This window comes from Jannaschia sp. Os4 (assembly GCF_016820245.1).
In the GTDB taxonomy this organism is placed as follows: domain Bacteria; phylum Pseudomonadota; class Alphaproteobacteria; order Rhodobacterales; family Rhodobacteraceae; genus Jannaschia.
Genome location: NZ_JAFCAR010000004.1, coordinates 642,001 through 664,739, shown reverse-complemented (window position 1 = coordinate 664,739; position 22,739 = coordinate 642,001). Strand labels below are relative to the sequence as shown.

Below are 22,739 nucleotides of genomic sequence, written 5' to 3'. Positions count from 1 at the left end.
CGGGCCCAAGGCAAGGTGCCGCAGCGCAGAAACCGCCCCTTCCCGCCCCATCCGCCGTCCCGGCCTTCCGTTCGCGGCGGGCGCGGGCTAGACGCGCGCCGACCGACGCGGGGACGGGGCGAGGGGCGGGCATGTCGAATCCGGACAGCTTCATCGACGAGGTGACCGAGGAGTTGCGGCGCGACCGCATGTCCATGCTCCTGCGGCGCTGGGGCTGGGTCGCGGTGCTCGCCGTGGCGCTGCTGGTCGGCGGCGCGGCGTTCAACGAGTGGCGCAAGGCACGCGACGCGGCGCGGGCGCAGGCCTTCGGCGACGCGGTGCTGGCGGCGCTGGAGCTGCCCGACGCCGAGGCGCGCAGCGCGGCGCTCGCGGCGCTGGAGCCCGCGGTTCCCGAGCAGCGCGTCGTGCTGGAGATGGCGCGGGCGGGCAGCCTCGCGGAGGCGGACCCGGCGGCGGCGGCCGCGGCGCTGATCGCGCTGGGCGACGACGCGGGCGTGGCGCCGGAATACCGCGACCTCGCCCTGCTCAAGGCGATCTGGTTGGGCGGGTCTGGCGACGCGGCACGCGACGCCGCGATCCTCGCGGACCTTGCGACGCCGGGACGGCCCTTCCGGACCCTCGCGGTGGAGCAGCAGGCCTTCGCGGCCATCGCGGCGGGCGATCCGGCCACGGCGGCGACGTTGCTGCGCGTCCTCACGGAGGACGCCGAGGCGAGCCAAGCCTTGCGCCAGCGCGCCCGGCAGACCATCGTCGCGCTCGGATTGGAGGCGGAGCCCGCGTGAGACGGGACGCGCCGGACGGGACAGTCGAAAGGGGTCTCCCCATGCGGTTCACGGCACTGCTTCTTGGCGCGTCCCTGGCCCTCGGGGCCTGCAGCGAGCGCGAGGTCCTGCTGCCCGGCGAGCGGATCGACGTCCGCCCGCAGGACGCGCTGCCGGTCGTCGCCTCCGCCGACGGGGCGGTCGGGCCGGTCCCGATCTCGCTGCCCGCGCAGGTCAGCCGCGCCGCGTGGCCCATGCGGGTCGGCGACGCCGACAACGACCCCGGGCACGCGCGGCTGTCGGGCGCGCCGCAGCCGCTCTTCGCGACCCGGATCGGATCGGGCGACTCGCGCCGCCAGCGGATCGCCACGGACCCCGTGAGCGACGGGCGGCTGGTCTTCACGATGGACAGCCAGTCGATGGTCACCGCCACCTCCGCCGGCGGGGGCAAGGTGTGGTCCGCTTCGCTCGTGCCGTCGGGCGACAAGGCGCGGGATGCCGCGGGCGGCGGCCTCGCGGTGGTGGACGGCACGCTTTTCGCCACCACGGGCTACGGGCGCCTGCATGCGCTGGACGCGGCCACGGGGGCGCGCCGCTGGACCCAGCGGCTGGACGCGCCCGTTACCGCGCCCAAGGCGCAGGGGGGCCGCGTCTACGTGGTCAGCCGCGACAACCGCGCGTGGTCGCTGGACGCGGACACGGGCCGCATCCGCTGGGACGTGTCCGCCACCCCCGCGACGCAGGCGATGGCCACCGCGCCCGCCCCGGCGCTGACGGGCCGCCTCGCCATCCTGCCCTTCGCCTCGGCCGAGGTGGTGGGGGCCTTGGCCGACAGCGGGCTGCGCGCGTGGGGCGCGGCGATCTCGGGCGAGCGGGCGGGCGTGGCCTACAACGACGTGGGCGACATCACGGGCGACCCGGTCGTCGCGAACGGCACGGTCTACGCCGGCACGGCGGGCGGGCGCATCGTCGCCATCGACCCCCAGTCGGGCGAGCGGGTCTGGACCGCGCGCGAGGGCGCCATCAGCCCGATGGCGGTCGCGGGCGGCGCGGTCTTCGCGGTCACCGACCGGGCGCAGCTCGTCCGCATGGACGCCGCCACCGGCGAGGTCGTCTGGCGCGCCGACCTGCCGTTCTTCCGCAACGACCGGCTGCGGCGGCGCAAGGGCATCTACGGCCATCACGGCCCGGTGCTGGCCGGCGGGCGCCTTTGGGTCGCGTCCGGGGACGGGCAGGTCCGGGGCTTCGACCCCGCGTCGGGCGCGGTGAGCGCGAGCCTGCCCATCGCGGGCGGCGCGGCGTCGCGGCCCATCGTGGTGGGCGACGTCATGTACGTGGTGTCGCGCAAGGGGCTGCTCCACGCCTACCGCTGAGCGGGACGGCGCGGTCGGCGGACGGGCCCGACGGGACGTCGGCCGCGGCGGGGCGAACGCCGCCCTACACCTTTTCCGCCGCCTCCCCTATGTGGGCCGCCTGACCTCCGGAGGCCCTCCATGTTCACCCTCGCCATCGTCGGCCGCCCCAACGTGGGCAAGTCCACGCTGTTCAACCGGCTGGTCGGCAAGCGGCTCGCGCTCGTGGACGACCGCCCCGGCGTGACGCGCGACCTGCGCGAGGGCGAGGCGCGGCTGGCGGGGATGCGGTTCACCGTCGTGGACACGGCCGGCCTGGAGGACGCCACGGACGACAGCCTCGAGGGGCGGATGCGGCGCCTGACCGAGAGGGCGGTGGGCATGGCGGACGCCTGCCTGTTCCTCGTGGACGCGCGCACGGGGCTGACGCCGGTGGACCGGGACTTCGCGGACCTGCTGCGCAAGCGAGACGTCGAGGTGATCCTCGCCGCCAACAAGGCCGAGGGCCGCGCGGGCGAGGCGGGGCTGATCGAGGCGTGGGAGCTGGGGCTCGGCGAGCCGGTGCCGCTCTCGGCCGAGCACGGCGAGGGGATGGCCGACCTCGTGGCCCGGCTCGCGCCCCTGTTCGACGCGTGGGAGGCCGCGAACCCCGCCGAGGAGGCCGAGGTGGAGGTCGCCGTCGAGGATGCCGAGGAATGGCGCCCGACCGCGAAGAAGCCGCTGCAGGTGGCCGTCGTGGGGCGGCCCAACGCGGGGAAGTCGACGCTCATCAACGCGATCCTCGGGACCGACCGGCTTCTGACGGGGCCGGAGGCGGGGATCACGCGGGACGCCATCGCGCTGTCGCTGGACTGGAACGGGACGCCCACGCGCATCTTCGACACCGCCGGGATGCGGAAGAAGGCGAAGGTGCAGGAGAAGCTGGAGAAGCTCTCGGTCTCGGACGGGCTGCGCGCGGTGAAGTTCGCCGAGGTGGTGATCGTCCTGCTCGACGCCGCGATCCCCTTCGAGCAGCAGGACCTGCGCATCGCCGACCTCGCCGCGCGAGAGGGGCGGGCGGTGGTCGTGGCCGTGAACAAGTGGGACGTCGAGGAGGACCGGCAGGGCAAGCTCGCCGCGCTGAAGGAGGCGTTCGAGCGCCTGCTGCCGCAGCTGCGGGGCGCGCCGCTCGTGACGGTGTCCGCGCGGACGGGGCGGGGGCTGGACCGGCTGCACGCCGCCGTCGTGCGCGCGCACGAGACGTGGAACCGCCGGGTGCCCACGGCGAAGCTGAACCGCTGGCTGGAGGGCATGGTCGCGGCGCACCCGCCCCCCGCGCCGGGCGGGCGGCGCATCAAGATGCGCTACATGACGCAGGCCAAGACGCGTCCGCCGGGCTTCGTGGTGATGTGCTCGATCCCCGACGGGGTGCCGGAGGCGTACTCGCGCTACCTCGTCAACGGGCTGCGCGAGGATTTCGACATGCCCGGCACGCCGATCCGCCTGCACCTGCGGGGGCAGGGGGACGCGAACCCCTACAAGGACCGCAAGAAGGCGGGGCCGTCCAAGCTGCGCAAGCATATCGAGGGGCGGCGCTGATCGCGCCGAACTCCCGCCCCGCCCGCGCCCGAATCATCCCTTAGAGTCGATCCGTTGGTTGACGAAGGATGGACCGATGGAGCGGTTCCTTTACGACGAGAGCGGCGCGACGCGCGAATGGGTGTCCTCCACCGCGATGTTCCTGACGGCGGTGACCGTCATCCTCGTGATGGCGGGCAGCGAGGAGGTGAACCTGTCGGCGCGGGTCGTGCAGGGCAAGGCGCAGCTCGCCCAGACGTGGATCACGATCCGGTCGGTGGTCGGGCTCTAGGTCCCGGCCCCCGGCCCCTCAGGCGTTGTGCTCGCGGATGCGGTCGGCGGCCTGCTTGTCGAAGGCCACGCCCTTGGCGGCCAGCATGTCATCCAGCTCGCCCGACAGGACCATCTCGGTGACGATGTCGCAGCCGCCCACGAACTCGCCCTTCACGTAGAGCTGCGGGATGGTCGGCCAGTCGGAGAAGTCCTTGATCCCTTGCCGGATATCGGCGTCCTCGAGCACGTTCACGTCGCCGTACTCGACCTCCATGTAGTTCAGCACGCCCGCCACCTTGGCGGAGAAGCCGCATTGCGGCATCGCCTTGGTGCCCTTCATGAAGAGGACGACGTCGCTCGCCTTCACCATGTCCTCGATGCGGGTCGCGGCATCCGTGGTCGTGTTCATCGTCTCTCCTTCCGGGGCACGAAGGCCCGCGCGTAGGCGTCGGGGTCGCGGGGGACCCGGGTTATCAGGCGCTCGCCGCCGCCCACGCCCGAGGAGTACTCGGACAGGATCTTGGTGTAGCCCTCGCCCGGCTCGACGCCGCGCGGGCGGTCGGGCTCGGACCGGACGACGAAGACGGCCCGCACCGCCAGCACCACGAGGATGCCTCCAGCGATCAGGGCGGAGAGCGCGAACTCCATGGTCAGGTGGGCAGGGGCGCGCGGGTGGTCAAGGCGAGGGCGTGCAGCTCGCCGGAGGGACCGTCCATCTTGCCCTTGAGCGCGGCGTAGACGGCGCGCTGCTGCGCCACGCGGGTGAGGCCCCGGAAGCTGTCGTCGATGACCTCCGCGGCATAGTGGTTCCCGTCGCCGGCGAGGTCGGTGATGGTGATCTGCGCCTCCGGGAAGGCGTCGCGGATCAGCGCCTCGATCTCGTGGGCCTGCATCGCCATGGGGGTCCTCCGCGCGTGGGGTCGGGTGAGGATACAGCCCGGGCCGCGGGGGCGCCAGAGGGGGCGGCCTCAGGCCACGGCATCCGCCAGCGCGCCGCGATAGGTCGCCGACAGGTCCGCCATCTGGCCGACCGCCCGCCCCAAGCGCACCTCGGCGCCGCCGAACTGCCCGACCATCGATAGTGGCACGTCCGCCGCGCCCGCCTTCTCCATCAGCGTCTCGGCGGCCGCCATCGTGCAGGCGATCACGTAGCGGCCTTGGTCCTCGCCGAAGAGGGCGGGAAGGCCCTCGAGGTCGAGCGTCAGGCCGACGCCCCCCTCCTCCGCCAGCTGGAACGCCGCCAAGGCGAGGCCGCCGTCGGACACGTCGGCGCACGCGGCGATCAGGGCGACGTTGTCGAGGACGAACCGGCCGTGCCGGCCCTCCGCGTCGAGATCGACCGGCGGCGGCGCGCCATCCTCGAAGCCCGTCTCGGCGAGGAGCGCGGACCGTCCCAGATGGGTACCCTCGCCGCCAAGCAGGAGGGCCACGTGGCCGGTGCGGGCGCGCCCGTCGATGGCGTGGGACAGCTGATCGATGAGGCCCACCGCGCCGATGGTCGGCGTGGGGTCGATGCCGGTGCCGTCCGTCTCGTTGTAGAGGCTGACGTTGCCCGACACGATCGGCATGTCGAGGGCGCGGCAGGCTTCGCCGATGCCCCGGATCGCGCCGACGAACTGGCCCATGATCTCGGGCTTCTCGGGGTTGCCGAAGTTGAGGTTGTCGGTCGTGGCCAAGGGCCGCGCGCCGCGCGCCACGAGGTTGCGATAGGCCTCGGCCACCGCCTGCCGCCCGCCCGCCTCGGGGTCGGCCAGCACGTAGCGGGGCGTGACGTCCGCGGTGAAGGCGAGGCCGCGGTCGGTGCCGTGGATGCGGATCACGCCCGCGTCGCGACCGGGCAGCACGACCGTGTCCGCCATCACCTGGGTGTCGTATTGCCGCACGACCCAGTCGCGGGCGCAGTGGTTCGGCCCGCCGATCAGCGCGCGCAGCGCGTCTAGCGGGTCCATCTCGGGGACGGTGCCCAGCGGCGCGGGCGGCGGCGTGGGGGTCCACGGGCGGTCGTATTCCGGCGCCTCGGACGACAGCTTCGAGAGCGGGAGGTCGGCCTTGGTCTCGCCGCGGTGCAGCACGACGAAGCGGTCCTCGGGGATGGTCTCGCCGACGATGGCGAAGTCGAGGTCCCACTTGTCGAACACGGCGCGCGCCTCGGCCTCGAGCGCGGGGTCGAGGACCATGAGCATCCGCTCCTGGCTCTCGGACAGCATCATCTCGTAGGCGGTCATCGCCGCCTCGCGCTGGGGCACGTCGTCGAGGTTGAGGCGGATGCCGAGGCCGCCCTTGTCCCCCATCTCGACGGCCGAGCAGGTCAGGCCGGCGGCGCCCATGTCCTGGATCGCGACGACGGCGCCCGTGGCCATCAGCTCCAGCGTCGCCTCCATCAGCCGCTTCTCGGTGAAGGGGTCGCCCACCTGCACGGTGGGCCGCTTCTCCTCGATGGTGTCGTCGAACTCGGCCGACGCCATCGTCGCCCCGCCCACGCCGTCGCGGCCCGTCTTGGCGCCGAGATAGACGACCGGGCGTCCCACGCCCGCCGCGGCGGAGGTGAAGATCGCGTCGCGCCGGGCGATCCCGGCGGCGAAGGCGTTCACGAGGCAGTTGCCGTCGTAGGAGCGGTGGAAGCGCAGCTCGCCCCCCACGGTGGGAACGCCGAAGGCGTTGCCGTAGCCGCCCACGCCCGCCACGACCCCGTGGACGAGGCGGCGGGTCTTGGGGTGGTCGATCCGCCCGAAGCTGAGCGCGTTCATCGCCGCCACGGGGCGCGCGCCCATGGTGAACACGTCGCGCAGGATGCCGCCCACGCCCGTCGCCGCCCCTTGGTAGGGCTCGATGTAGGAGGGGTGGTTGTGGCTCTCCATCTTGAAGACGCAGACCAGCTCGTTGCCGTCCGCGTCCGGCCCGATGGCGACCACGCCCGCGTTCTCGCCCGGCCCGATCACGACCTGCGGCCCTTCGGTGGGCAGGGTGCGGAGCCACTTCTTCGACGATTTGTAGGAGCAGTGCTCGTTCCACATCGCCGAGACGATGCCGAGTTCGGTGAAGGACGGCGCGCGCCCGTCCAGCATCGCGAGGAGGCGGTCGTACTCGTCGGGCGTGATGCCGTGGGCGGCGATCAGGTCGGGCGTGATGGCGGGCTCGGTCATGGGGCGCGCCTTACCGTGGCGGCGGGGAGGGGGGAAGGCACGGCGGGCCCCGGCCGCGTCCTAAAGGGCCGCCACCGCCGCCCCCAGCGCCCCGAACCCGGTGCGCCGCCGCTCGTAGGCCAGCCCCAGCGTCGCGGCGGCCGCCTCGGCCTTCGCGTCCAGCGCCGGGTCGTCCGTCTGCGCGAGGTAGACGAGCGCGCGGTAGTTTCCGAAATACGCGTCCCGCAGCTCCGGGTGGCGGTCGAGGCCCAGTGGCTGCGTGACGAAGGCGTCGAACTGCGCCGCGAGGAAGTCCGTGAGGTAGAACGCCGCCCCGTCGTCGCGGGCGGCGAAGGCCTCGATGCCCTCGAAGAAGGCGTAGCAATGCGCGCCGGGCAGCATCTCCACCCCGCGCGCGGTGCAGAGCGCGGCCAATGCGCCCCCGGTGCCGCAATCGCCATAGGCCACGAACACGCGGTCGTAGGCGGTGGCCGCGTCCAGCGCGTTCGACACGGCGGGGGCGATGCGCTCGGGGCGGTTGTGCAGGATCGCGGGCAGGCAGTGGAGGTCGACATGCCCAAGCCCCGCCTGCCGCTTCACGGCCAGCACCTCGCGCGCCAGCGCCCCGCAGGCGATCACCAGCACCGACCCTGCGCCCGAGGGCAGAAGCGGCGCGCGGAGCGTCGGCGCCTCGGCGGTGTCGGGACGGGCCGTCGCCTGCCGTCCCGCGCGTCCGCCGCGTCGTCTGGGGGGCTGGTCCATCGGGGTCCTTGCGCGCGCTGCGGGCGGCGGCCTACCCCCGGAGCGGGAGGGCCGCGCATGAAGGTCATCGTGATGGGCGTCACGTCCACGGGCAAGAGCCTGACGGGCGCGATGCTGGCCGAGGCGCTCGGCGGTAGGTTCGTGGACGGCGACGACCTGCACCCGGAGGCGAACCGTGCGAAGATGGCCCGTGGCACGCCGCTTACGGACGCGGACCGCTGGCCGTGGCTGGACGCCATTGGGGCGGAGATGGCGCGGGCGGAGGGGCCGGTGGTGGTCGCGTGCTCCGCGCTGAAGGCGGCCTACCGGCGGCGGATCGAGGCGGCGGCGGGCGCCGTGGCGTTCGTCCACCTGCATGGCCCCAAGGCGGTGATCGCCGCGCGCATGGCGGCGCGGGAAGGGCATTTCATGCCGGTCTCCCTGCTCGACAGCCAGTTGGAGACGCTGGAGATGCCGGGGCCGGACGAGTGCGCCCGGACGTTCGATCTGCGCGAGCCGCCGGAGGTGATCGTGCGGCAGGCGGCGGCGTGGGTGCGGACCGTCGGCTAGCGGCGCGGCGCGGCTCAGCCGTGCATCGCCTCGGCCCGCGCCACGCCCGGCACCTCCCGCATCCGCGACATGTGCGCCGCCACGCCCGGCACCGCCGAGAGGTCGACGCCGTCGCCCTCCAGCCAGCGGGCGATGGCGAACCAGTGCAGGTCCGCGACCGTGGGCGCGTCCCCGAGAAGGAACGCCCCCTCCATGCCCGCCTCGGCAAATCGTGCGGTCTCCAGCATCGTCTGCGGCACCTTCGCCGTCATGGCCGCCCACGCGGCCTCGTCGTCGGCCCAGCGCGCGCCGCGCATCTTGTGGGCGTGGTTCACGTGGGCCGTCGAGGCGCACCACGCCATCCATGCCCGCGCCTTGGCCGCCTGCCACGGGTCGGCGGGCATCAGGCCCGCATCCGGCGCCGCCTGCGCGATCCATTCGAGGATCGCGGGCGTCTCGGTCAGGATGCCGCGATCGGTCTCCAGCGCGGGCACGCGGCCCTTCGGGTTCACCCGCGCGTAGGCCTCGCCCCGCTGCTCGGCGGCGCGGAAGTCGACCCATGCGAGGCGGTGGTCGAGCCCCGTGACCTCCAAGGCGGCGTGGGCGGCGAGGGCGATGGTCCCCCGGGCGAGGTGCAGCGTGATCATGCGCCCACCCTGTCGCGGGCGGGCGCCGGAGGGCAAGCGTCAGTCGTTCTCGAGCACGGAGCAGGCGATCCGGTCGCCCGCGTCGCCCGATGGCTGGGAGACGTAGTCGTCGGGCCCGGAATGCACGATCAGCGCCGCGCCGTCCGCGTCGAGCAGCTGTTCGAAGGAGATGCGCTCGTTGAACGATTCGTAGTTCAGCGCCGTCGCGCCCTCGGGGACGAAGCCGTTCGGGTTGTCGCCCGCATGCGGCCCGCCTGCGACGAGGCCGTGGTTCGAGTCGCCCTCGCCGATATGGCCGCCCGCCGAGGAGAAGTCGCCCTCGCAGACCCCGGTCTCGTGGAAGTGGATGCCGTAGGCGCCCGGCTCCATGTCGATGCCCGCCACGGTCAGGCGCACGATCCCGGACGCGGTCTGCAGCACGGCGACCGAGCCGATGTTGTTGCCCTCGCGGTCGAGGAGCGTGCCCGACAGGTTCTCGATCACGTGCCCGTCCGCGAAGGCGGGGGCGGCGAGCAGGACGGCGGCGGCGAAGGGGGCGAGGCGCATCTGTGGGTCTCCCTGAGGTTGCCCGAAGATACGCGCGGGCGCCCTAGCGGTTCCCCCGCCCCGCGAAGCGACCGGCCTCGGCCGCCGCCGCGCGGATGGCGTTGGACTTGTTCACCGTCTCCTGGAACTCGGCCTCGGGGTCGCTGTCCCAGACGACGCCGCCGCCCGCCTGCACGTAGAGCTTGCGGTCCTTCACCACCGCCGTCCGCAGGGCGATGCACATGTCCATGTCGCCGTTCGCCCCGAAGTAGCCGCAGCCCCCGCCGTAAACGCCGCGCTTCTCGGGCTCCAGTTCCTCGATGATCTCCATCGCGCGGACCTTAGGGGCGCCCGACACGGTCCCCGCGGGCAGGCCCGCGAGCAGGGCCGAGAGCGCGTCGTGCTCCTCCGCCAGCTCGCCCACCACGTTGGACACGATGTGCATGACGTGGCTGTAGCGCTCGACGATGAACTCCTCGGTCGGGCGCACGGTGCCGATCTTGGCGACCCGGCCCACGTCGTTGCGCCCGAGGTCCAGCAGCATCAGGTGCTCGGCCCGCTCCTTCTCGTCCGACAGCAGGTCGGCCTCCAGCGCGCGGTCCTCCTCGGGGGTGGCGCCGCGCCTGCGGGTGCCCGCGATGGGCCGGATCGTGACCTCGCCGTCGAAGGCGCGCACGAGGATCTCGGGGGAGGCGCCGACGATCTGGAAGCCGCCCATGTCGAGGTAGAACATGAAGGGCGAGGGGTTCGTCCGCCGCAAGGCGCGGTAGAGCGCGAAGGGGGGCAGCGGGAAGTCGTGCGTCCAGCGCTGCGACGGCACCACCTGGAAGATGTCGCCCGCCGCGATGTAGTCGCGCGCGCGCTCCACGGCGGCGTGGTAGCCGGCGCGCGTGAAGTTCGAGACGCCTTCGCCGGGGTCGTAGGGCTCGGCCCCGGCCCCGAACACGTCGCGCGTCTCGGGGATGGCGCGGTCGAGGGAGGCGAGCGCGTCCTGCAGCCGCTCGGCGGCCTGCGCATAGGCGGCGCGGGCGCTGCCCGACCCGGCCCAGACCGGCGCCACCAGCGTCACCTCGCCCTTCACGCCGTCCAGCACCGCGACGACGGAGGGGCGCACCAGCGTGGCGTCGGGCAGGTCCAGCGGGTCGGGGTTCGTCTGGGGCAGCCGCTCCACCAGCCGGATCATGTCGTAGCCAAGATAGCCGAAGAGGCCCGCGCTGGCCGCCGGCAGGCCCTCGGGCAGGTCGACTCGGCTCTCCGCGATGAGCGCGCGCAGGGCCTCCAGGGGCGCGCCCGTGTCCTCCCACGCGTCAGGGTCCCAGCGGGCCGAGCGGTTGACGCGCGAGGTCTCGCCCCGGCACTGCCAGATCAGGTCGGGGCGCATCCCCACGATGGAGTAGCGGCCGCGCACCTCGCCGCCCGTGACCGACTCCAGCACGAAGGACCACGGCGCGGCCTCGGCCAGCTTCAGGAACAGGGATACCGGCGTGTCGAGGTCGGCGGGCAGCGTCGTCCACAGGACCTGGTTCTCGCCCCGCTCGAAGGCGGGGGCGAACGCGTCGAAGGCGGGCTGCATCAGAGGCCGCCGAGCTGGGACAGCACCGCGTTCACCGCCGCTTGGTTCACCTGCACGCCCGCGCCCTGCTGGACCGCGCGGCCATAGGCCTCGAACAGGTCCTCGGCATAGCCGCGCGTCAGCTGGGCGCGTACCGTGTCGACCAGCGCGGCGGCCTCGCCCTCGCCGAGGTCGGGCACGTCGATGGCGTCCAGCCGGACGATCGTCGCGGACAGGTCGTCGCCTGCGAGCGCCGCCACCTCGCCCGGCTCCGACAGCTCGAACAGGGCGTCGGTCACCGCGGGGGCGCGGCCCGGCAGGGGCGTGGCCCGCTCGGCGTCCTCGGCAGGGACGGGCGTCAGGCCCAGCTCCTCGAACGTGGCCCCGTCGCGCAGTTGCCCGGCGAGGGCGCGGGCGCGGTCCTCCAGCCGCTCGCGCGTGGAGGCAGCCGTCCACACGGCGGCCACCTCGTCGCGGATCTCGTCGAGCGCGGGCAGTTCGGCGGGCAGGGTCTCGTCAAGGCGGATGGCGATCAGGCCCCCGTCGTCGAGGTCGATCACCTCGGGGAAGTCGCCCTCCTGGACCTCGGACGCAGCTTGCCGCAGCGCGGCATAGCCCGCCGGCCCCTCGGAGGCGCCGTCGAACCAGTCGAGCGTGGCGACCGTGGCGCCGATCTCGGCCTCCAGCTCCTCCAGCGTGGCCCCGCCCGCGAGCAGGTCGTCCATCGTGTCGCGCAGGCCCTCGATCTCGCGCTCGGCGCGCTCGGCGGCGATCTCGAGTCGCAGCTCGTCCTCGACCTCCGCAAGCGGTGTCTCGGAGGCGTCGAGCACGGCGTTGACGCGGAAGAGCGCGGGCCCCAGCGGCGTCTCGACGGGACCGGCGAGGCCGGGCTCGGTGAGCGCGAAGACGGCCGCGGCGGCGGCGTCCGAGAGGTCGTCGGCGGAGAGCTCGCCTTGGTCCACGTCCTCCAAGGTCAGGCCGCGGGCCTCCACGAGGGCGTCGAAGGTGCTCTCGCCCGCCTCGATCTCGGCGCGGGCCGCGGCGGCGGCCTCGGCGTCGGCGAAGGCGAGCCGCTCGGCGAGGACGCGGGCGGGGCGGCGGAACTCGTCGGCGCGGGCCTCGTAGGCCGCCGTCAGGTCCTCGGCGGAGACATCCATGCCGCGCGCCACGGTGGCGGGATCGAGCCATGCGTAGGTGAGGCGCTTGCGCTCGGGGGTGCGGAACCGGTCGGCCTCGGCCTCGAGGAACGTGGCGAGGTCGTCGTCGGAGGGCGCGAGGGGGCCGCCCTCCAGCATCGAGACGGTGACGTCCGCGAGGGTGGCGTCCCGGGATTCCGAGAGCCACGCGGCGAAGAACTCGGCCTGCGCGTCGGGCGCGCGGATGCCCCCGAGGACGGCGTCCTGCAGCACGGAGGAGGCGAGGTCGGAGCGGGTGCGGGCCTCGAACTGGCGCTCGGTCAGGCCGTTCTGGCGGAGAACGGCGGCATAGCCCTCGCGGTCGAACCTGCCGGAGACCCCGCCGAAGGCGCCGTTCTCGCGGATGGCCCGCGCCACCTCGGCGTCGCCCACGGAGATGGCGAGGTCGTCGGCCTCGTCCTCCAAGGCGGCGGCGGCGAGGAGGCGCTGCAGGACCTGCGCGTCGAGGCCCAAGGCCCGCATCTCGGGGACGCCGATCGCGCCGCCGGTGGCCTGCGCCAGCCGGCGCTGCTCGGACTGGAGGGCGCGGGCGTAGGTGGTGGCGTCGACCTCCACGTCGCCGACCTCGGCGACGGAGCGGACGGTTCCCCCGAAGCCGCCGATCCCGAAGCCGCCGAGGGCGAGGATCAGGAGCGCGAGGATCGCCCAGACGAGGGCGTTGGACGCCTTGCGCTTCTTGCGCTTCTCGTGCCGCTCTTCGTCTTGGCTGGCCATCTGTCCGCGTCCCCCTCGGTGTTCCGGGCGACGGGATAGGGGCGTGCGGGGGCGGGGGCAAGACGGGGGCCGGAGGGCGGCGCCCCCCGTGCACCCCCCTGGTTCATCCCCGAGGCGGACGCGCCGCGCCGGGGCGGGGTCCGGGCCGGGCGTCAGAGACCGGCGGCCGTGACCTCGCGCAGGCGGTCGAAGAGGACGGCGATGCCGTCGCGGTCGGCGTTGGCGAAGGCGATGCGCAGGGTGACTTCGGCGCGGCCCGTCCCGCCCTCGGCGCGGAGGGGGCCGAACATGGTGCCCGGCAGCGTCAGCAGCGCGGCGCGGTCGACGAGGGCCTTGGCCACCTCGGTCGAGGACGCGTCCCAAGGGTGGCGGACATAGGCGAAGTAGGCGCCGCAGCCGAGCAGGCGCCATTCCGGCAGGCCGGCGAACCCGTCCTCCATCGCGTCGCGGCGGGAGAGGATCTCGCGGCGCTCGCCCGCGAGCCAGCCGGAGAGGTTCTCCATCCCCCAGAGCGCGGCGCGCTGGCCGAGGCCGTTGGGGCAGATGGTCACCGTGTCGAGCCACTTCTCGACCTGCGCGAGCCGGTCCTCGGACGCGCAGACGGCGCCGACGCGGTGGCCGGTCAGGCGGTAGGCCTTGGAGAAGGAATAGAGGTGCACGACCGTGTCGTCCCAGTCCGGGTCGGCGAAGAGGTCATGAGGCGCAGCGTCCCGCGCGTCGAAGTCGCGGTAGGTCTCGTCGATCACGAGGGCGAGGCCGTGGCGCCGGGCGAGGTCGCGGAAGGCGGCGACCGTCGCGGCGGGGTATTCCACGCCGCCGGGATTGTTGGGCGTCACGAGGACGATGGCGCGGGTCTTGGGCGTGACGAGCGCCTCCGCCGCCTCCGGGTCGGGCAGGAGGTCGGGGCTGGTCTCCAAGGGGCGGGTGGTGACGCCCTGCATGTCGAGCCACATCTTGTGGTTGAAGTACCACGGCGTCGGCAGGATCACCTCGTCCCCGCGCGCGGCGAGCGTGGCCATGATCGCGGTGAAGGCTTGGTTGCAGCCCGAGGTGATGGCGACCTGCTCGGGCCGGACCGCGCCGCCATAGGCCGCCGTCCAGTCGGCCGCGACGCGGGCGCGCAGGGCGGGCAGGCCGAGGACGGGGCCGTAGAGGTGGGGCTCCGTCTCCTCGACGAGGATGCGCGCCATCTCGGTGCGCAGGGCGTCGGGCGGCGGGTCCGCGGGCGCGGCTTGGGACAGGTTGAGGAGCGGGCGGTCGGCGGAGAACGTGGTGGCCTCGATCCAGCGCCGCGCCTCCATCACCGGGGGCGGGGTGGTGGCGGCGACGTCCGGGTTGGTGGGGATCATGCGGCGATGGACTCCTCGGGGTCGGTCTCGGGCGCGCGGGCGGCCGCGATCCAGATGCAGGCGAGGGCGACGGAGAACATCGCGTTCCAGCCCGCCATGGAGAGGCCCGCGAAGGACCAGGCGATCTCGTCGCACATGACGACGGCGTCGGTGACTGCGGTCGACAGCAGGTCGGCCCCGGACAGGCCGCCGATGCCGTCCCCCCCGCCCGTGCAGGACGACGGGCCGTCCCACCAGCCCTGCTCGACGCCCGCGTGGAACGCGCCGATGGCGGCCGTCGTCGCGGCGGCGAGGGCGGCGAGCCCGGCCATCAGGCGCGGCATCCCGGTGGACAGCGCGAGGATGCCCAGCAGGATCGCCGCCGCGTGGGGCCAGCGCTGCCAGAGGCACATCGCGCAGGGGGCGTAGCCCGCGAGCTGGAACAGGAAGGCCCCGCCGAGCAGGGCGGCGTGGCCGGTCGTCGCGGTGGCGAGCAGCGGTCTCACAGGAAACGGATCCCCCAGATGCCCCCGATCAGGACCACGAGGGCGGCGGCGAAGACAAGGGCGAGGTGGCGCTCGATGAAATGACGCGCCGGATCGCCGACCTTCCACAGGATCGCGGCGACCACGAAGAACCGCAGCCCGCGGGCGACCAGCGAGGAGGCGACGAAGGCGGCGAGCGACATGCCGAGGGCGCCGGACAGGATCGTGATGACCTTGAAGGGGAAGGGCGTGAGGCCGGCGACGAGGACCGCCCACAGGCCCCAGTCGTCGTAGGTCGCGCGGAAGGTGTCGAAGCTGTCCCCCTTGCCGAGCCACGTCAGGACCGGCTGGCCCACCGCCTCCCATGCGAAGGCGCCGATGGCGTAGCCGAGGAGCGCCCCCGCCACGGAGGCGATCGTGCAGACGCCCGCGGTCAGCCACGCCCGGCCCGGGCGCGCGAGGACCATCGGGATCAGGAGCACGTCGGGCGGGATCGGGAAGACGGAGGATTCCGCGAACGATACGACGGCCAGCACCCAGAGCGCCCGGGGATGGGCGGCCCATGAGAGGGTCCAGTCGTAGAGGCGGCGCAGCATGGGCGGGGCGTGACCACGAGCCGGGGGAGGGGTCAAGGCGGGGGAGGGAACCGGCCCGCCGGGGTGTGCGCTAGGGTGACGCACAGCCGGAAGGAGGGCGCCATGCGCTGGAGAGGTCGCCGCGGGAGCCGCAACATCGAGGACCGGCGGGGGCGCGGCGGCTTCGGGGGGCGGACGGTGCGGATCGGCGGCGGGCGCGCGGGCGGGACGGCCAAGCTCGGCGGGTTCGGCCTGATCATCGTGCTGGCGCTGGGCTGGTTCCTCGGGATCGACGTGACGCCGCTCCTTTCGGGGGGCGGGCAGGTCGTGTCGGGCGTGCCGACGCAGACGCGCCCCATCTCGGAGGCCGAGCAGCAGGAGGCGCAGTTCGTTTCCGTCGTGCTGGCGGACACGGAGGAGGTCTGGGCTGACCTGTTCCAGCGGCAGGTCGGGCGGGCCTACGACCCGGCGACGCTCGTGCTCTATTCCGGTGTGACCCAGTCGCCCTGTGGCGGGGCCTCGGGGGCGACGGGGCCGTTCTACTGCCCCGCGGACGGGAAGATCTACCTCGACACGGAGTTCTTCACGACGATGGAGCGGCAGCTGGGCGCGCGGGGCGACTTCGCCGCCGCCTACGTGGTCGCGCACGAGGTGGCCCATCACGTGCAGCAGGAGCTGGGCTTCCTCGGCGAGGCCAACGCGATCCGGCGGCGGGTGTCGGAGGGCGAGTCGAACGCGATCTCCGTGCGGATCGAGCTTCAGGCGGACTGCTACTCCGGCATCTGGGCGCGGGCGGCGCAGCAGCGGTTCGGCACCTTGGAGCCGGGCGACGTGGACGAGGCCGTGAACGCGGCCCGCCGGATCGGGGACGACCACCTCGCGGAGCGGGCCGGGCGGGTGCCGATGCCGCACACCTTCACCCACGGCACCTCGGAGCAGCGCTCGCGCTGGTTCACGACCGGATGGGAGACGGGGGACATGGCGGCCTGCGACACGTTCGGCACCGACCGGCTGTGATTGACGCGGGCGACGGCCCGGCATAGGCGGCCCGCACTCGTCCCGTGCCCGCGTGGCGGAATTGGTAGACGCAGCGGATTCAAAATCCGCCGCCGCAAGGCTTGCCGGTTCGAGTCCGGCCGCGGGTACCAAGACGGCCCCCCCGCCGCGCCGTCCCCGTCCAGCCGCGGGCGAAATGGGGCGGGAATCCGGCCCCGATCGTCTCCCGCTGGAAAACAGACAATTCGTCGCGCTCGGCGCATTGCCGTTTCCCCAGCCGATCCAATCCCCTGCACGAAATCTAGGCAGTCGTCCGTGGGCGGACCTCCGATGACGGCTACGTTGGGGTTTACCCTGCGTAATCCATGTGCGCTCGCGGGGGATCGTTTCGTCGTTGGAAACGAAAACACGCACGAACGGCCCGTTTCGGGCCACATTCCGACCGCGGGCCCGCGCGATCGGGCGAGTTGCGTCGCGACGTCGTCGTCAAACCGCTTCCAGCACAACGAGAAACCCGCTAGGCGTTTATCCGCTCCCGGAGGGGGCGATGTCTGCCGACCATGGGGGTGGTCGCGTCAATCGGGATCGGGGTCCGCCACCGCGGATCGCGCGGGTCGCGTCCGGTGGGGGCCGGAGGGGGCCGCGACGGGGCGTCGCCCCGGCTCTTCCCGCGACGCGTGCCGCCCGCCCCGCGACCCTGGCCGCCATCGTCCTGCCCGCACGGGGGCGTTTAGAGGACGAGGAACGACCGTATGAACACCACCCTTGCGACAGCCGGGCGCCCGCTGCCCGTCATGTCCTCGTCCGTTTTTCGCGTCACGACCGTGGCGACCGCAAACACATGCCCGACCGCCGTGTCGTCAACGCGCTCCGGCGCGGCTTGAGGTAAGGACCGTATCGCCATGACCAAGACCACGCTCGACTTCAACGCCCTTCACACCGGCGCGATCGTCTCGAACCAGTTCCCCGGCGTCACGATCTCCTCGGGCAACCCGCACAACCCCGTCATGGTGTTCGACTCGAACAAGCCGACGGGCGGCGACCACGACCTCGCCTACAAGGACCAGGGCAAGATCCTGATCCTGTCCGAGGACGGCGACCAGGGCGACCCCGACGACAACGCGGGCGGCGGCAAGTTCGTCTTCGACTTCGACGGGGAGGTCGACCTCCACTCCCTCACCGTGCTGGACGTCGAGGAGGGGGCTTGGATTAAGCTCTACGACGAGGACGGCAAGTTCATCCGCCAGATCGACGTGGCGACGACGAACAACGGGGCCAAGGACGTCCACATCGACACGGACGGCGTGGGCCGCATGGAGGTGATCCTCGGCGGCTCCGGCGCGATCGACGACCTCAAGTTCACGCCGGCCCCGGCGCTGGACGGCATCGTCGAGGGCACCTCGGCGGGCGAGGTGATCGACGCGCACTACACCGGCGACCCGGAGGGCGACCGCATCGACAACGGCGACGCGCTGGGCGGCGCGTCGGGCCGCGTCGGCTCGGACGACGACAGCGTGCGCGCGGGCGCGGGCGACGACACCATCCGCTCCGGCGCGGGCGACGACACCGTCGACGGCGGCACCGGCAACGACCAGATCGACGGCGGGTCGGGCGACGACTCGCTGCTGGGCAACGAGGGCAACGACTCGATCTACGGCGGAGCGGGCCGCGACACGATCGATGGCGGCGCGGGCCACGACCGGATCGAGGGGCGCAACGGCGCGGACTCCATCCGCGGCGGGGACGGCGACGACACGATCGTCGGCTACGACTCCTCCAACATCAACGGCGGCGGGCTCGGCGTGGCCGAGGACGACGGCGCGAACGACACGCTGCACGGCGGCGCGGGCGACGACCTCGTGGCGGGCGGGAAGGGCGACGACCGTCTGTCCGGCGACGCCGGCAAGGACACCCTGCTCGGCGGCGACGGCGACGACACGCTGCTCGGCGGGGCGGACGACGACAAGGCCGAGGGCGGCGCGGGCCGCGACGAGATCTGGATGGGCTCGGGCGACGACCACGCCACCGGCGGCGACGGCGCCGACTGGATGCACGGCCAGGACGGCGACGACACGCTGAAGGGCGACGGCGGCGACGACATGCTGTTCGGCGAGGGCGGCGACGACTCCCTCGTGGGCGGCGCGGGCGACGACGCCATCAAGGGCGGGGACGGCGACGACAAGCTCAACGGCGGCGACGGGCGCGACACCCTGATGGGCGAGGACGGCGACGACACCATCGTCGGCGGCGCCGGCGACGATTCCGCCTCGGGCGGCGCGGGCCGTGACGAGATTTGGATGGGGTCGGGCGACGACTCGGCCGCAGGCGGCGACGGCGCCGACTGGATGCACGGCCAGGACGGCGACGACACGCTCGACGGGAACGCCGGCGACGACATGCTGTTCGGCGAGGGCGGGGACGACTTTCTCGACGGCGGCGACGGCGACGACGCCATCAAGGGTGGCGCGGGCAACGACACGCTGGAAGGTGATGGCGGCGCGGATACGATGGAGGGCGGCGACGACCGCGATCTCTTTATCGACATCACCGCGGGCGACGTGATCGACGGCGGCGAGGGCGGCGACGACTTCGACGCGCTCGACCTGACGGGCCTGAACGTCCAGGTGGAGCTGTCGGACGACAACCCCGAGAACGGCACGATCTTCTTCCTCGACGACGCGGGCGTCCGCACCGGCGAGACCGCGTCCTTCGTCAACATCGAGACGATCATCGGCGTCGAGCCGGAGCCGAAGCTCGACGGCATCGTCGAGGGCAACGACGACGGCCAGCTGATCGACGCGGACTACGACGAGCGCGACATCGGCGAGGAAGGCGACCGCATCGACAACAACGACGCCTTGGGCGGCGAGTCGGGCGATCTCGGCTCCAACGACGACAGCGTCCGCGCGGGCGGCGGCGACGACACCGTCTTCACCGGCGACGGCGACGACACCGTGGACGGCGGCGCGGGCGACGACTTGATCGACGACGCGCCTGGCGCGGACCAAGGCGCGGGCGACGACCTGTTCGACGGCGGCGCGGGCGACGACACCCTCTACGGCGGCGTGGGCGACGACACGCTCCGAGGCTCCGAGGGCGACGACAAGCTGTTCGGCGAGGAGGACGACGACCTCCTGCAGGGCGGCGACGGCGAGGACACCATCGTCGGCGGGTCGGGCGCCGACACCGCCGAGGGCGGGGCCGACGACGACGAGATCTGGATGGGCGCGGGCAACGACTCCGTCGACGGCGGCACCGGCGACGACTGGGTCCACGGCCAGGACGGCGAGGACACGCTGAACGGCGGCGACGGCGACGACATGCTGTTCGGCGAGGGCGGCGACGACACGCTCGACGGCGGGGCCGGGAACGACGCGCTGAAGGGCGGGGACGGCGACGACCTCGTGCTGGGCGGCGACGGGTCCGACACCGCGATCGGCGGCGAGGGCGACGACTTCCTCGACGGCCAAGGCGGCGACGACGAGCTCTTGGGCAACGCGGGCGACGATTCGCTGCGGGGCCGCGACGGCGACGACACGCTGATCGGCGGCGACGGCCGCGACTCGATCGAGGGCAACGAGGGCGACGACCTGATCGATGGGGGCGCGGGCGACGACAAGATCGACGCCGGCGAAGGCAACGATACCGTCGACGCGGGCGCGGGCGACGACACCGTCATCGGCGGCTCGGGCGACGACTCGCTGTCGGGCGGCGAAGGCGACGACCGGATCGTCGGCAACGGCGGCAGCGACACGCTCGACGGCGGTGCCGGCGCGGACACGCTGCTCGGCTCCAGCCAGGACGACTCGATCCTCGGCGGCGACGGGGACGACCTCATCGAGGGCGGCTCCGGTGCGGACACCCTGGATGGCGGCGCGGGTGCGGACACCATCAAGGGCGGCGGCACGGCCGACTCGATTCTTGGCGGCGACGGCGACGACGACATCATGGCCGGCGGCGGCGCCGACACGGTCGAGGGCGGCGAAGGCGACGACCTGATCGACGGGGGCGCGCAGAGCGACTCCCTCGACGGCGGCGCGGGCGACGACACCATCGAGGGCGGCGACGGCGACGACACCATCGTCGGCGGCGCGGGCATGGACATGCTCTCGGGCGGCGATGACCGCGACACCTTCGTGGGCATCACGCCGGGCGACATGATCGACGGCGGCGAGGGCGGCGACGACTTCGACGCCCTGGACCTGACCGGTCTGGACGTCGAGGTGGAGCTCGAGCGCGACAACCCGGAGAACGGGGTGGTCTTCTTCCTCGACGATGCGGGCGAGCGGACGGGCGAGACCGCCAAGTTCGTGAACATCGAGACCATCATCGGCGTCGAGCCGGAGCCGTTCCCGGACGGGATCGTCGAAGGCTCCGACGACGGCGAGCTGATCGACGCGGACTACGAGGGCGACCCGAACGGCGACTTCGTGGACAACCACGACGCGCTGGGCGGTGAGTCGGGCGAGCTGGGCTCGAACGACGACAGCATCCGCGCGGGCGGCGGGGACGACACCGTGCGCGCCGGCGAGGGCGACGACACCGTGGATGCCGGGACGGGCGACGACTCCGTCGAAGGCGGCATCGGGTCCGACAGCCTCGTCGGGGGCGCGGGCGACGACACGATTGACGCGGGCGTCATCGGCCTGCCGGATCGCGGCTTCCCGACCGATCCCATCGTCGGCGTGGACGGCGACCCGGAGGACGACCGCGACTTCGTGGACGGGGGCGACGGCGACGACTCGATCTCGACCGGCGACGACCGCGACACGATCCTCGGCGGCACCGGCGACGACACGATCGACGCGGGCTTCGACGACGACGAGATCACCGCCGGCGACGGCGACGACTCGGTCATCGCGGGCGAGGGCTCGGACACCGTGACCGGCGACGATGGCGACGACGTCATCTACGGCGGGCTCGGGCCGAACCCGGATCTCGATCCGGCGAACATCATGGATAACATGGACCCGATCCTCGACAACGGGGACGACCTCCTCGACGGGGGCGCGGGCGACGACCAGCTGTTCGGCCAGGACGACAACGACACCCTGATCGGCGGCGAGGGGAACGACACCCTCGACGGCGGGATCGACAACGACACGCTGCTGGGCGGCGCGGGCGACGACTCGCTCCTCGGCGGCAAGGGCGACGACTCGATCCTCGGCGGGCCGGGTCAGGACACGCTCGACGGCGGCGTGGGCGACGACACCCTCCGCGGCGGCGGCGACGACGACCTGATCACGGGCGGCGACGGCGACGACTCGATCAACGGCAACGGCGGCGAGGACACGCTCGACGGCGGGGCCGGGGACGACGAGATCACCGGTGGCCAGGACGCCGACACGATCACCGGCGGGACCGGCGACGACCGGATCGCGGGCAACGGCGGCGCCGACGAGATCGACGGCGGTGCGGGGTCGGACACGGTGACGGGCGGGTCGGGCGCCGACACGATCCTGAACACCGACGACGACGCCGACATGATCGATGGCGGCGACGACCGCGACGTGATCATCGGCGGCTCGGCCGACGACATGATCGACGGCGGCTCGGGCGGGGACGACTTCGACATCCTCGACCTGACGGGCGAGGGGGTCGACTCGATCCTCTACACCTCGGACGATCGCGAGGACGGGATCGTCGCCTTCGAGAACGGCGACACCCTGAAGTTCGAGGAGATCGAGCAGGTCATCCCGTGCTTCACGCCCGGCACGCTGATCGCGACGCCGCGCGGCGAGGTGTCCGTCGAGACGCTGGAGGTCGGCGACCGGGTCATCACCCGCGACAACGGCATCCAGGTGATCCGCTGGACGGGCCGCAGGGACGTGGAGGCCGCCGAGATGGAGGCCGATCCGGCGCTGCGCCCGGTCAGGATCGCCAAGGGCGCATTGGGCCACGGCCTGCCGGAGCGGGACATGGTCGTCTCGCCCCAGCACCGGGTGCTCATCACCGGCGAGGAGACGATGCTCTACTTCGACGAGCGCGAGGTCTTGGTCGCGGCCAAGCATCTGGTCGGGCGTCCGGGGATCGAGCGGATGGACGCGGTTGAGACGGCCTACATCCACGTCATGTTCGACAACCACGAGGTTATCCTGTCGGACGGCGCGTGGACGGAGAGCTTCCAGCCCGGCGACCACTCGCTGGCGGGCATCGGCAAGGCGCAGCGCGAGGAGATCCTCAAGCTGTTCCCCGAACTGCGTACGGTCGAGGGCCGGGCGGGCTACACCGCCGCGCGCCGGCTGCTCAAGCGGGTCGAGGCGGAGCTGTTGCTGGCCTCCTGACCGGGGCCGAGGATATCGGGGAAGGGGCGCCGCGGGCGCCCCTTTTCGCATGTAAGGGGGCGGCGGGCCGTGCTATCCGGCG

General features: G+C 73.1%; 19 protein-coding genes and 1 tRNA gene. 8 read left to right on the top strand and 12 right to left on the bottom strand.

Features of this window, described 5'->3' with window-relative positions:
* Positions 1-131: 131 nt before the first annotated feature.
* The 4 genes from JQC91_RS12160 (at position 132) to JQC91_RS12145 (ending at position 3,962) form a co-directional block, all read left to right on the top strand.
* Positions 132-782, top strand: a complete 651-nt coding sequence (locus JQC91_RS12160) for a hypothetical protein (protein ID WP_203287071.1) — start codon at positions 132-134, stop codon at positions 780-782.
* Positions 783-823: 41 nt separating this feature from the next.
* The gene (locus JQC91_RS12155) at positions 824-2,134 is read left to right on the top strand and encodes a PQQ-like beta-propeller repeat protein (RefSeq protein WP_203287070.1); all 1,311 of its coding nucleotides are present in this window, start codon (positions 824-826) and stop codon (positions 2,132-2,134) included.
* Between the two features lie 120 nt (positions 2,135-2,254).
* Positions 2,255-3,691 (top strand): ribosome biogenesis GTPase Der, encoded by a 1,437-nt coding sequence (der, locus tag JQC91_RS12150; protein WP_203287069.1) that lies wholly within the window; start codon positions 2,255-2,257, stop codon positions 3,689-3,691.
* A gap of 76 nt (positions 3,692-3,767) precedes the next feature.
* Positions 3,768-3,962, top strand: a complete 195-nt coding sequence (locus tag JQC91_RS12145) for a hypothetical protein (protein ID WP_203287068.1) — start codon at positions 3,768-3,770, stop codon at positions 3,960-3,962.
* Between the two features lie 18 nt (positions 3,963-3,980).
* Here JQC91_RS12145 and grxD read toward each other — a convergent pair whose 3' ends face one another.
* The 5 genes from grxD to JQC91_RS12120 all read right to left on the bottom strand — a co-directional run bounded on the left by grxD (position 3,981) and on the right by JQC91_RS12120 (position 7,827).
* Entirely contained in the window at positions 3,981-4,352 is a 372-nt protein-coding gene (grxD, locus tag JQC91_RS12140) for a Grx4 family monothiol glutaredoxin (RefSeq protein WP_203287067.1), read from the bottom strand.
* Positions 4,349-4,591 (bottom strand): hypothetical protein, encoded by a 243-nt coding sequence (locus tag JQC91_RS12135; RefSeq protein ID WP_203287066.1) that lies wholly within the window; start codon positions 4,589-4,591, stop codon positions 4,349-4,351. The genes grxD and JQC91_RS12135 overlap by 4 nt, the downstream gene beginning before the upstream one ends.
* A 2-nt stretch (positions 4,592-4,593) precedes the next feature.
* Complete coding sequence (locus JQC91_RS12130; protein ID WP_203287065.1) at positions 4,594-4,842, bottom strand: BolA family transcriptional regulator; 249 nt, start codon at positions 4,840-4,842, stop codon at positions 4,594-4,596.
* A 69-nt stretch (positions 4,843-4,911) separates the two neighbouring features.
* The gene (gene purL / locus JQC91_RS12125; protein ID WP_203287064.1) at positions 4,912-7,086 is read right to left on the bottom strand and encodes a phosphoribosylformylglycinamidine synthase subunit PurL; all 2,175 of its coding nucleotides are present in this window, start codon (positions 7,084-7,086) and stop codon (positions 4,912-4,914) included.
* A 60-nt stretch (positions 7,087-7,146) separates the two neighbouring features.
* The gene (locus JQC91_RS12120) at positions 7,147-7,827 is read right to left on the bottom strand and encodes a DUF1638 domain-containing protein (RefSeq protein ID WP_203287063.1); all 681 of its coding nucleotides are present in this window, start codon (positions 7,825-7,827) and stop codon (positions 7,147-7,149) included.
* A 57-nt stretch (positions 7,828-7,884) separates the two neighbouring features.
* On the opposite strand from JQC91_RS12120, the gene JQC91_RS12115 reads away from it, so the two are divergent.
* Positions 7,885-8,376, top strand: a complete 492-nt coding sequence (locus JQC91_RS12115) for a gluconokinase (RefSeq protein ID WP_203287062.1) — start codon at positions 7,885-7,887, stop codon at positions 8,374-8,376.
* Between the two features lie 14 nt (positions 8,377-8,390).
* Here JQC91_RS12115 and JQC91_RS12110 read toward each other — a convergent pair whose 3' ends face one another.
* From JQC91_RS12110 to JQC91_RS12080, 7 genes are all read right to left on the bottom strand, one after another.
* Positions 8,391-9,002 (bottom strand): glutathione S-transferase, encoded by a 612-nt coding sequence (locus JQC91_RS12110; protein ID WP_238941482.1) that lies wholly within the window; start codon positions 9,000-9,002, stop codon positions 8,391-8,393.
* Between the two features lie 39 nt (positions 9,003-9,041).
* Entirely contained in the window at positions 9,042-9,548 is a 507-nt protein-coding gene (locus JQC91_RS12105; protein ID WP_203287061.1) for a superoxide dismutase family protein, read from the bottom strand.
* 43 nt (positions 9,549-9,591) lie between these two features.
* Positions 9,592-11,100 carry an anthranilate synthase component I gene (trpE, locus tag JQC91_RS12100; protein WP_203287060.1) on the bottom strand — a complete coding sequence of 503 codons (1,509 nt, stop codon included), beginning with the start codon at positions 11,098-11,100 and terminating at the stop codon, positions 9,592-9,594.
* Positions 11,100-12,989, bottom strand: a complete 1,890-nt coding sequence (locus tag JQC91_RS12095; RefSeq protein WP_203287059.1) for a SurA N-terminal domain-containing protein — start codon at positions 12,987-12,989, stop codon at positions 11,100-11,102. Before JQC91_RS12095 ends, trpE begins: the two co-directional genes overlap by 1 nt.
* Before the next feature lie 152 nt (positions 12,990-13,141).
* A complete protein-coding gene (locus JQC91_RS12090; protein WP_203287058.1) occupies positions 13,142-14,338 on the bottom strand; it encodes an aminotransferase in 1,197 nt (398 codons plus the stop codon).
* Positions 14,335-14,823 carry a disulfide bond formation protein B gene (locus JQC91_RS12085; RefSeq protein ID WP_203287057.1) on the bottom strand — a complete coding sequence of 163 codons (489 nt, stop codon included), beginning with the start codon at positions 14,821-14,823 and terminating at the stop codon, positions 14,335-14,337. Before JQC91_RS12085 ends, JQC91_RS12090 begins: the two co-directional genes overlap by 4 nt.
* Positions 14,820-15,398 carry a YqaA family protein gene (locus JQC91_RS12080; RefSeq protein WP_203287056.1) on the bottom strand — a complete coding sequence of 193 codons (579 nt, stop codon included), beginning with the start codon at positions 15,396-15,398 and terminating at the stop codon, positions 14,820-14,822. The genes JQC91_RS12085 and JQC91_RS12080 overlap by 4 nt, the downstream gene beginning before the upstream one ends.
* A 102-nt stretch (positions 15,399-15,500) precedes the next feature.
* Here JQC91_RS12080 and JQC91_RS12075 point away from each other — a divergent pair, with 102 nt between their 5' ends.
* The 3 genes from JQC91_RS12075 (at position 15,501) to JQC91_RS12065 (ending at position 22,657) form a co-directional block, all read left to right on the top strand.
* Positions 15,501-16,394 (top strand): neutral zinc metallopeptidase, encoded by an 894-nt coding sequence (locus tag JQC91_RS12075; protein ID WP_203287055.1) that lies wholly within the window; start codon positions 15,501-15,503, stop codon positions 16,392-16,394.
* Positions 16,395-16,440: 46 nt separating this feature from the next.
* Positions 16,441-16,525, top strand: a tRNA-Leu gene (locus tag JQC91_RS12070).
* Positions 16,526-17,275: 750 nt separating this feature from the next.
* The gene (locus JQC91_RS12065; protein ID WP_203287054.1) at positions 17,276-22,657 is read left to right on the top strand and encodes a Hint domain-containing protein; all 5,382 of its coding nucleotides are present in this window, start codon (positions 17,276-17,278) and stop codon (positions 22,655-22,657) included.
* Positions 22,658-22,739 lie beyond the last annotated feature (82 nt).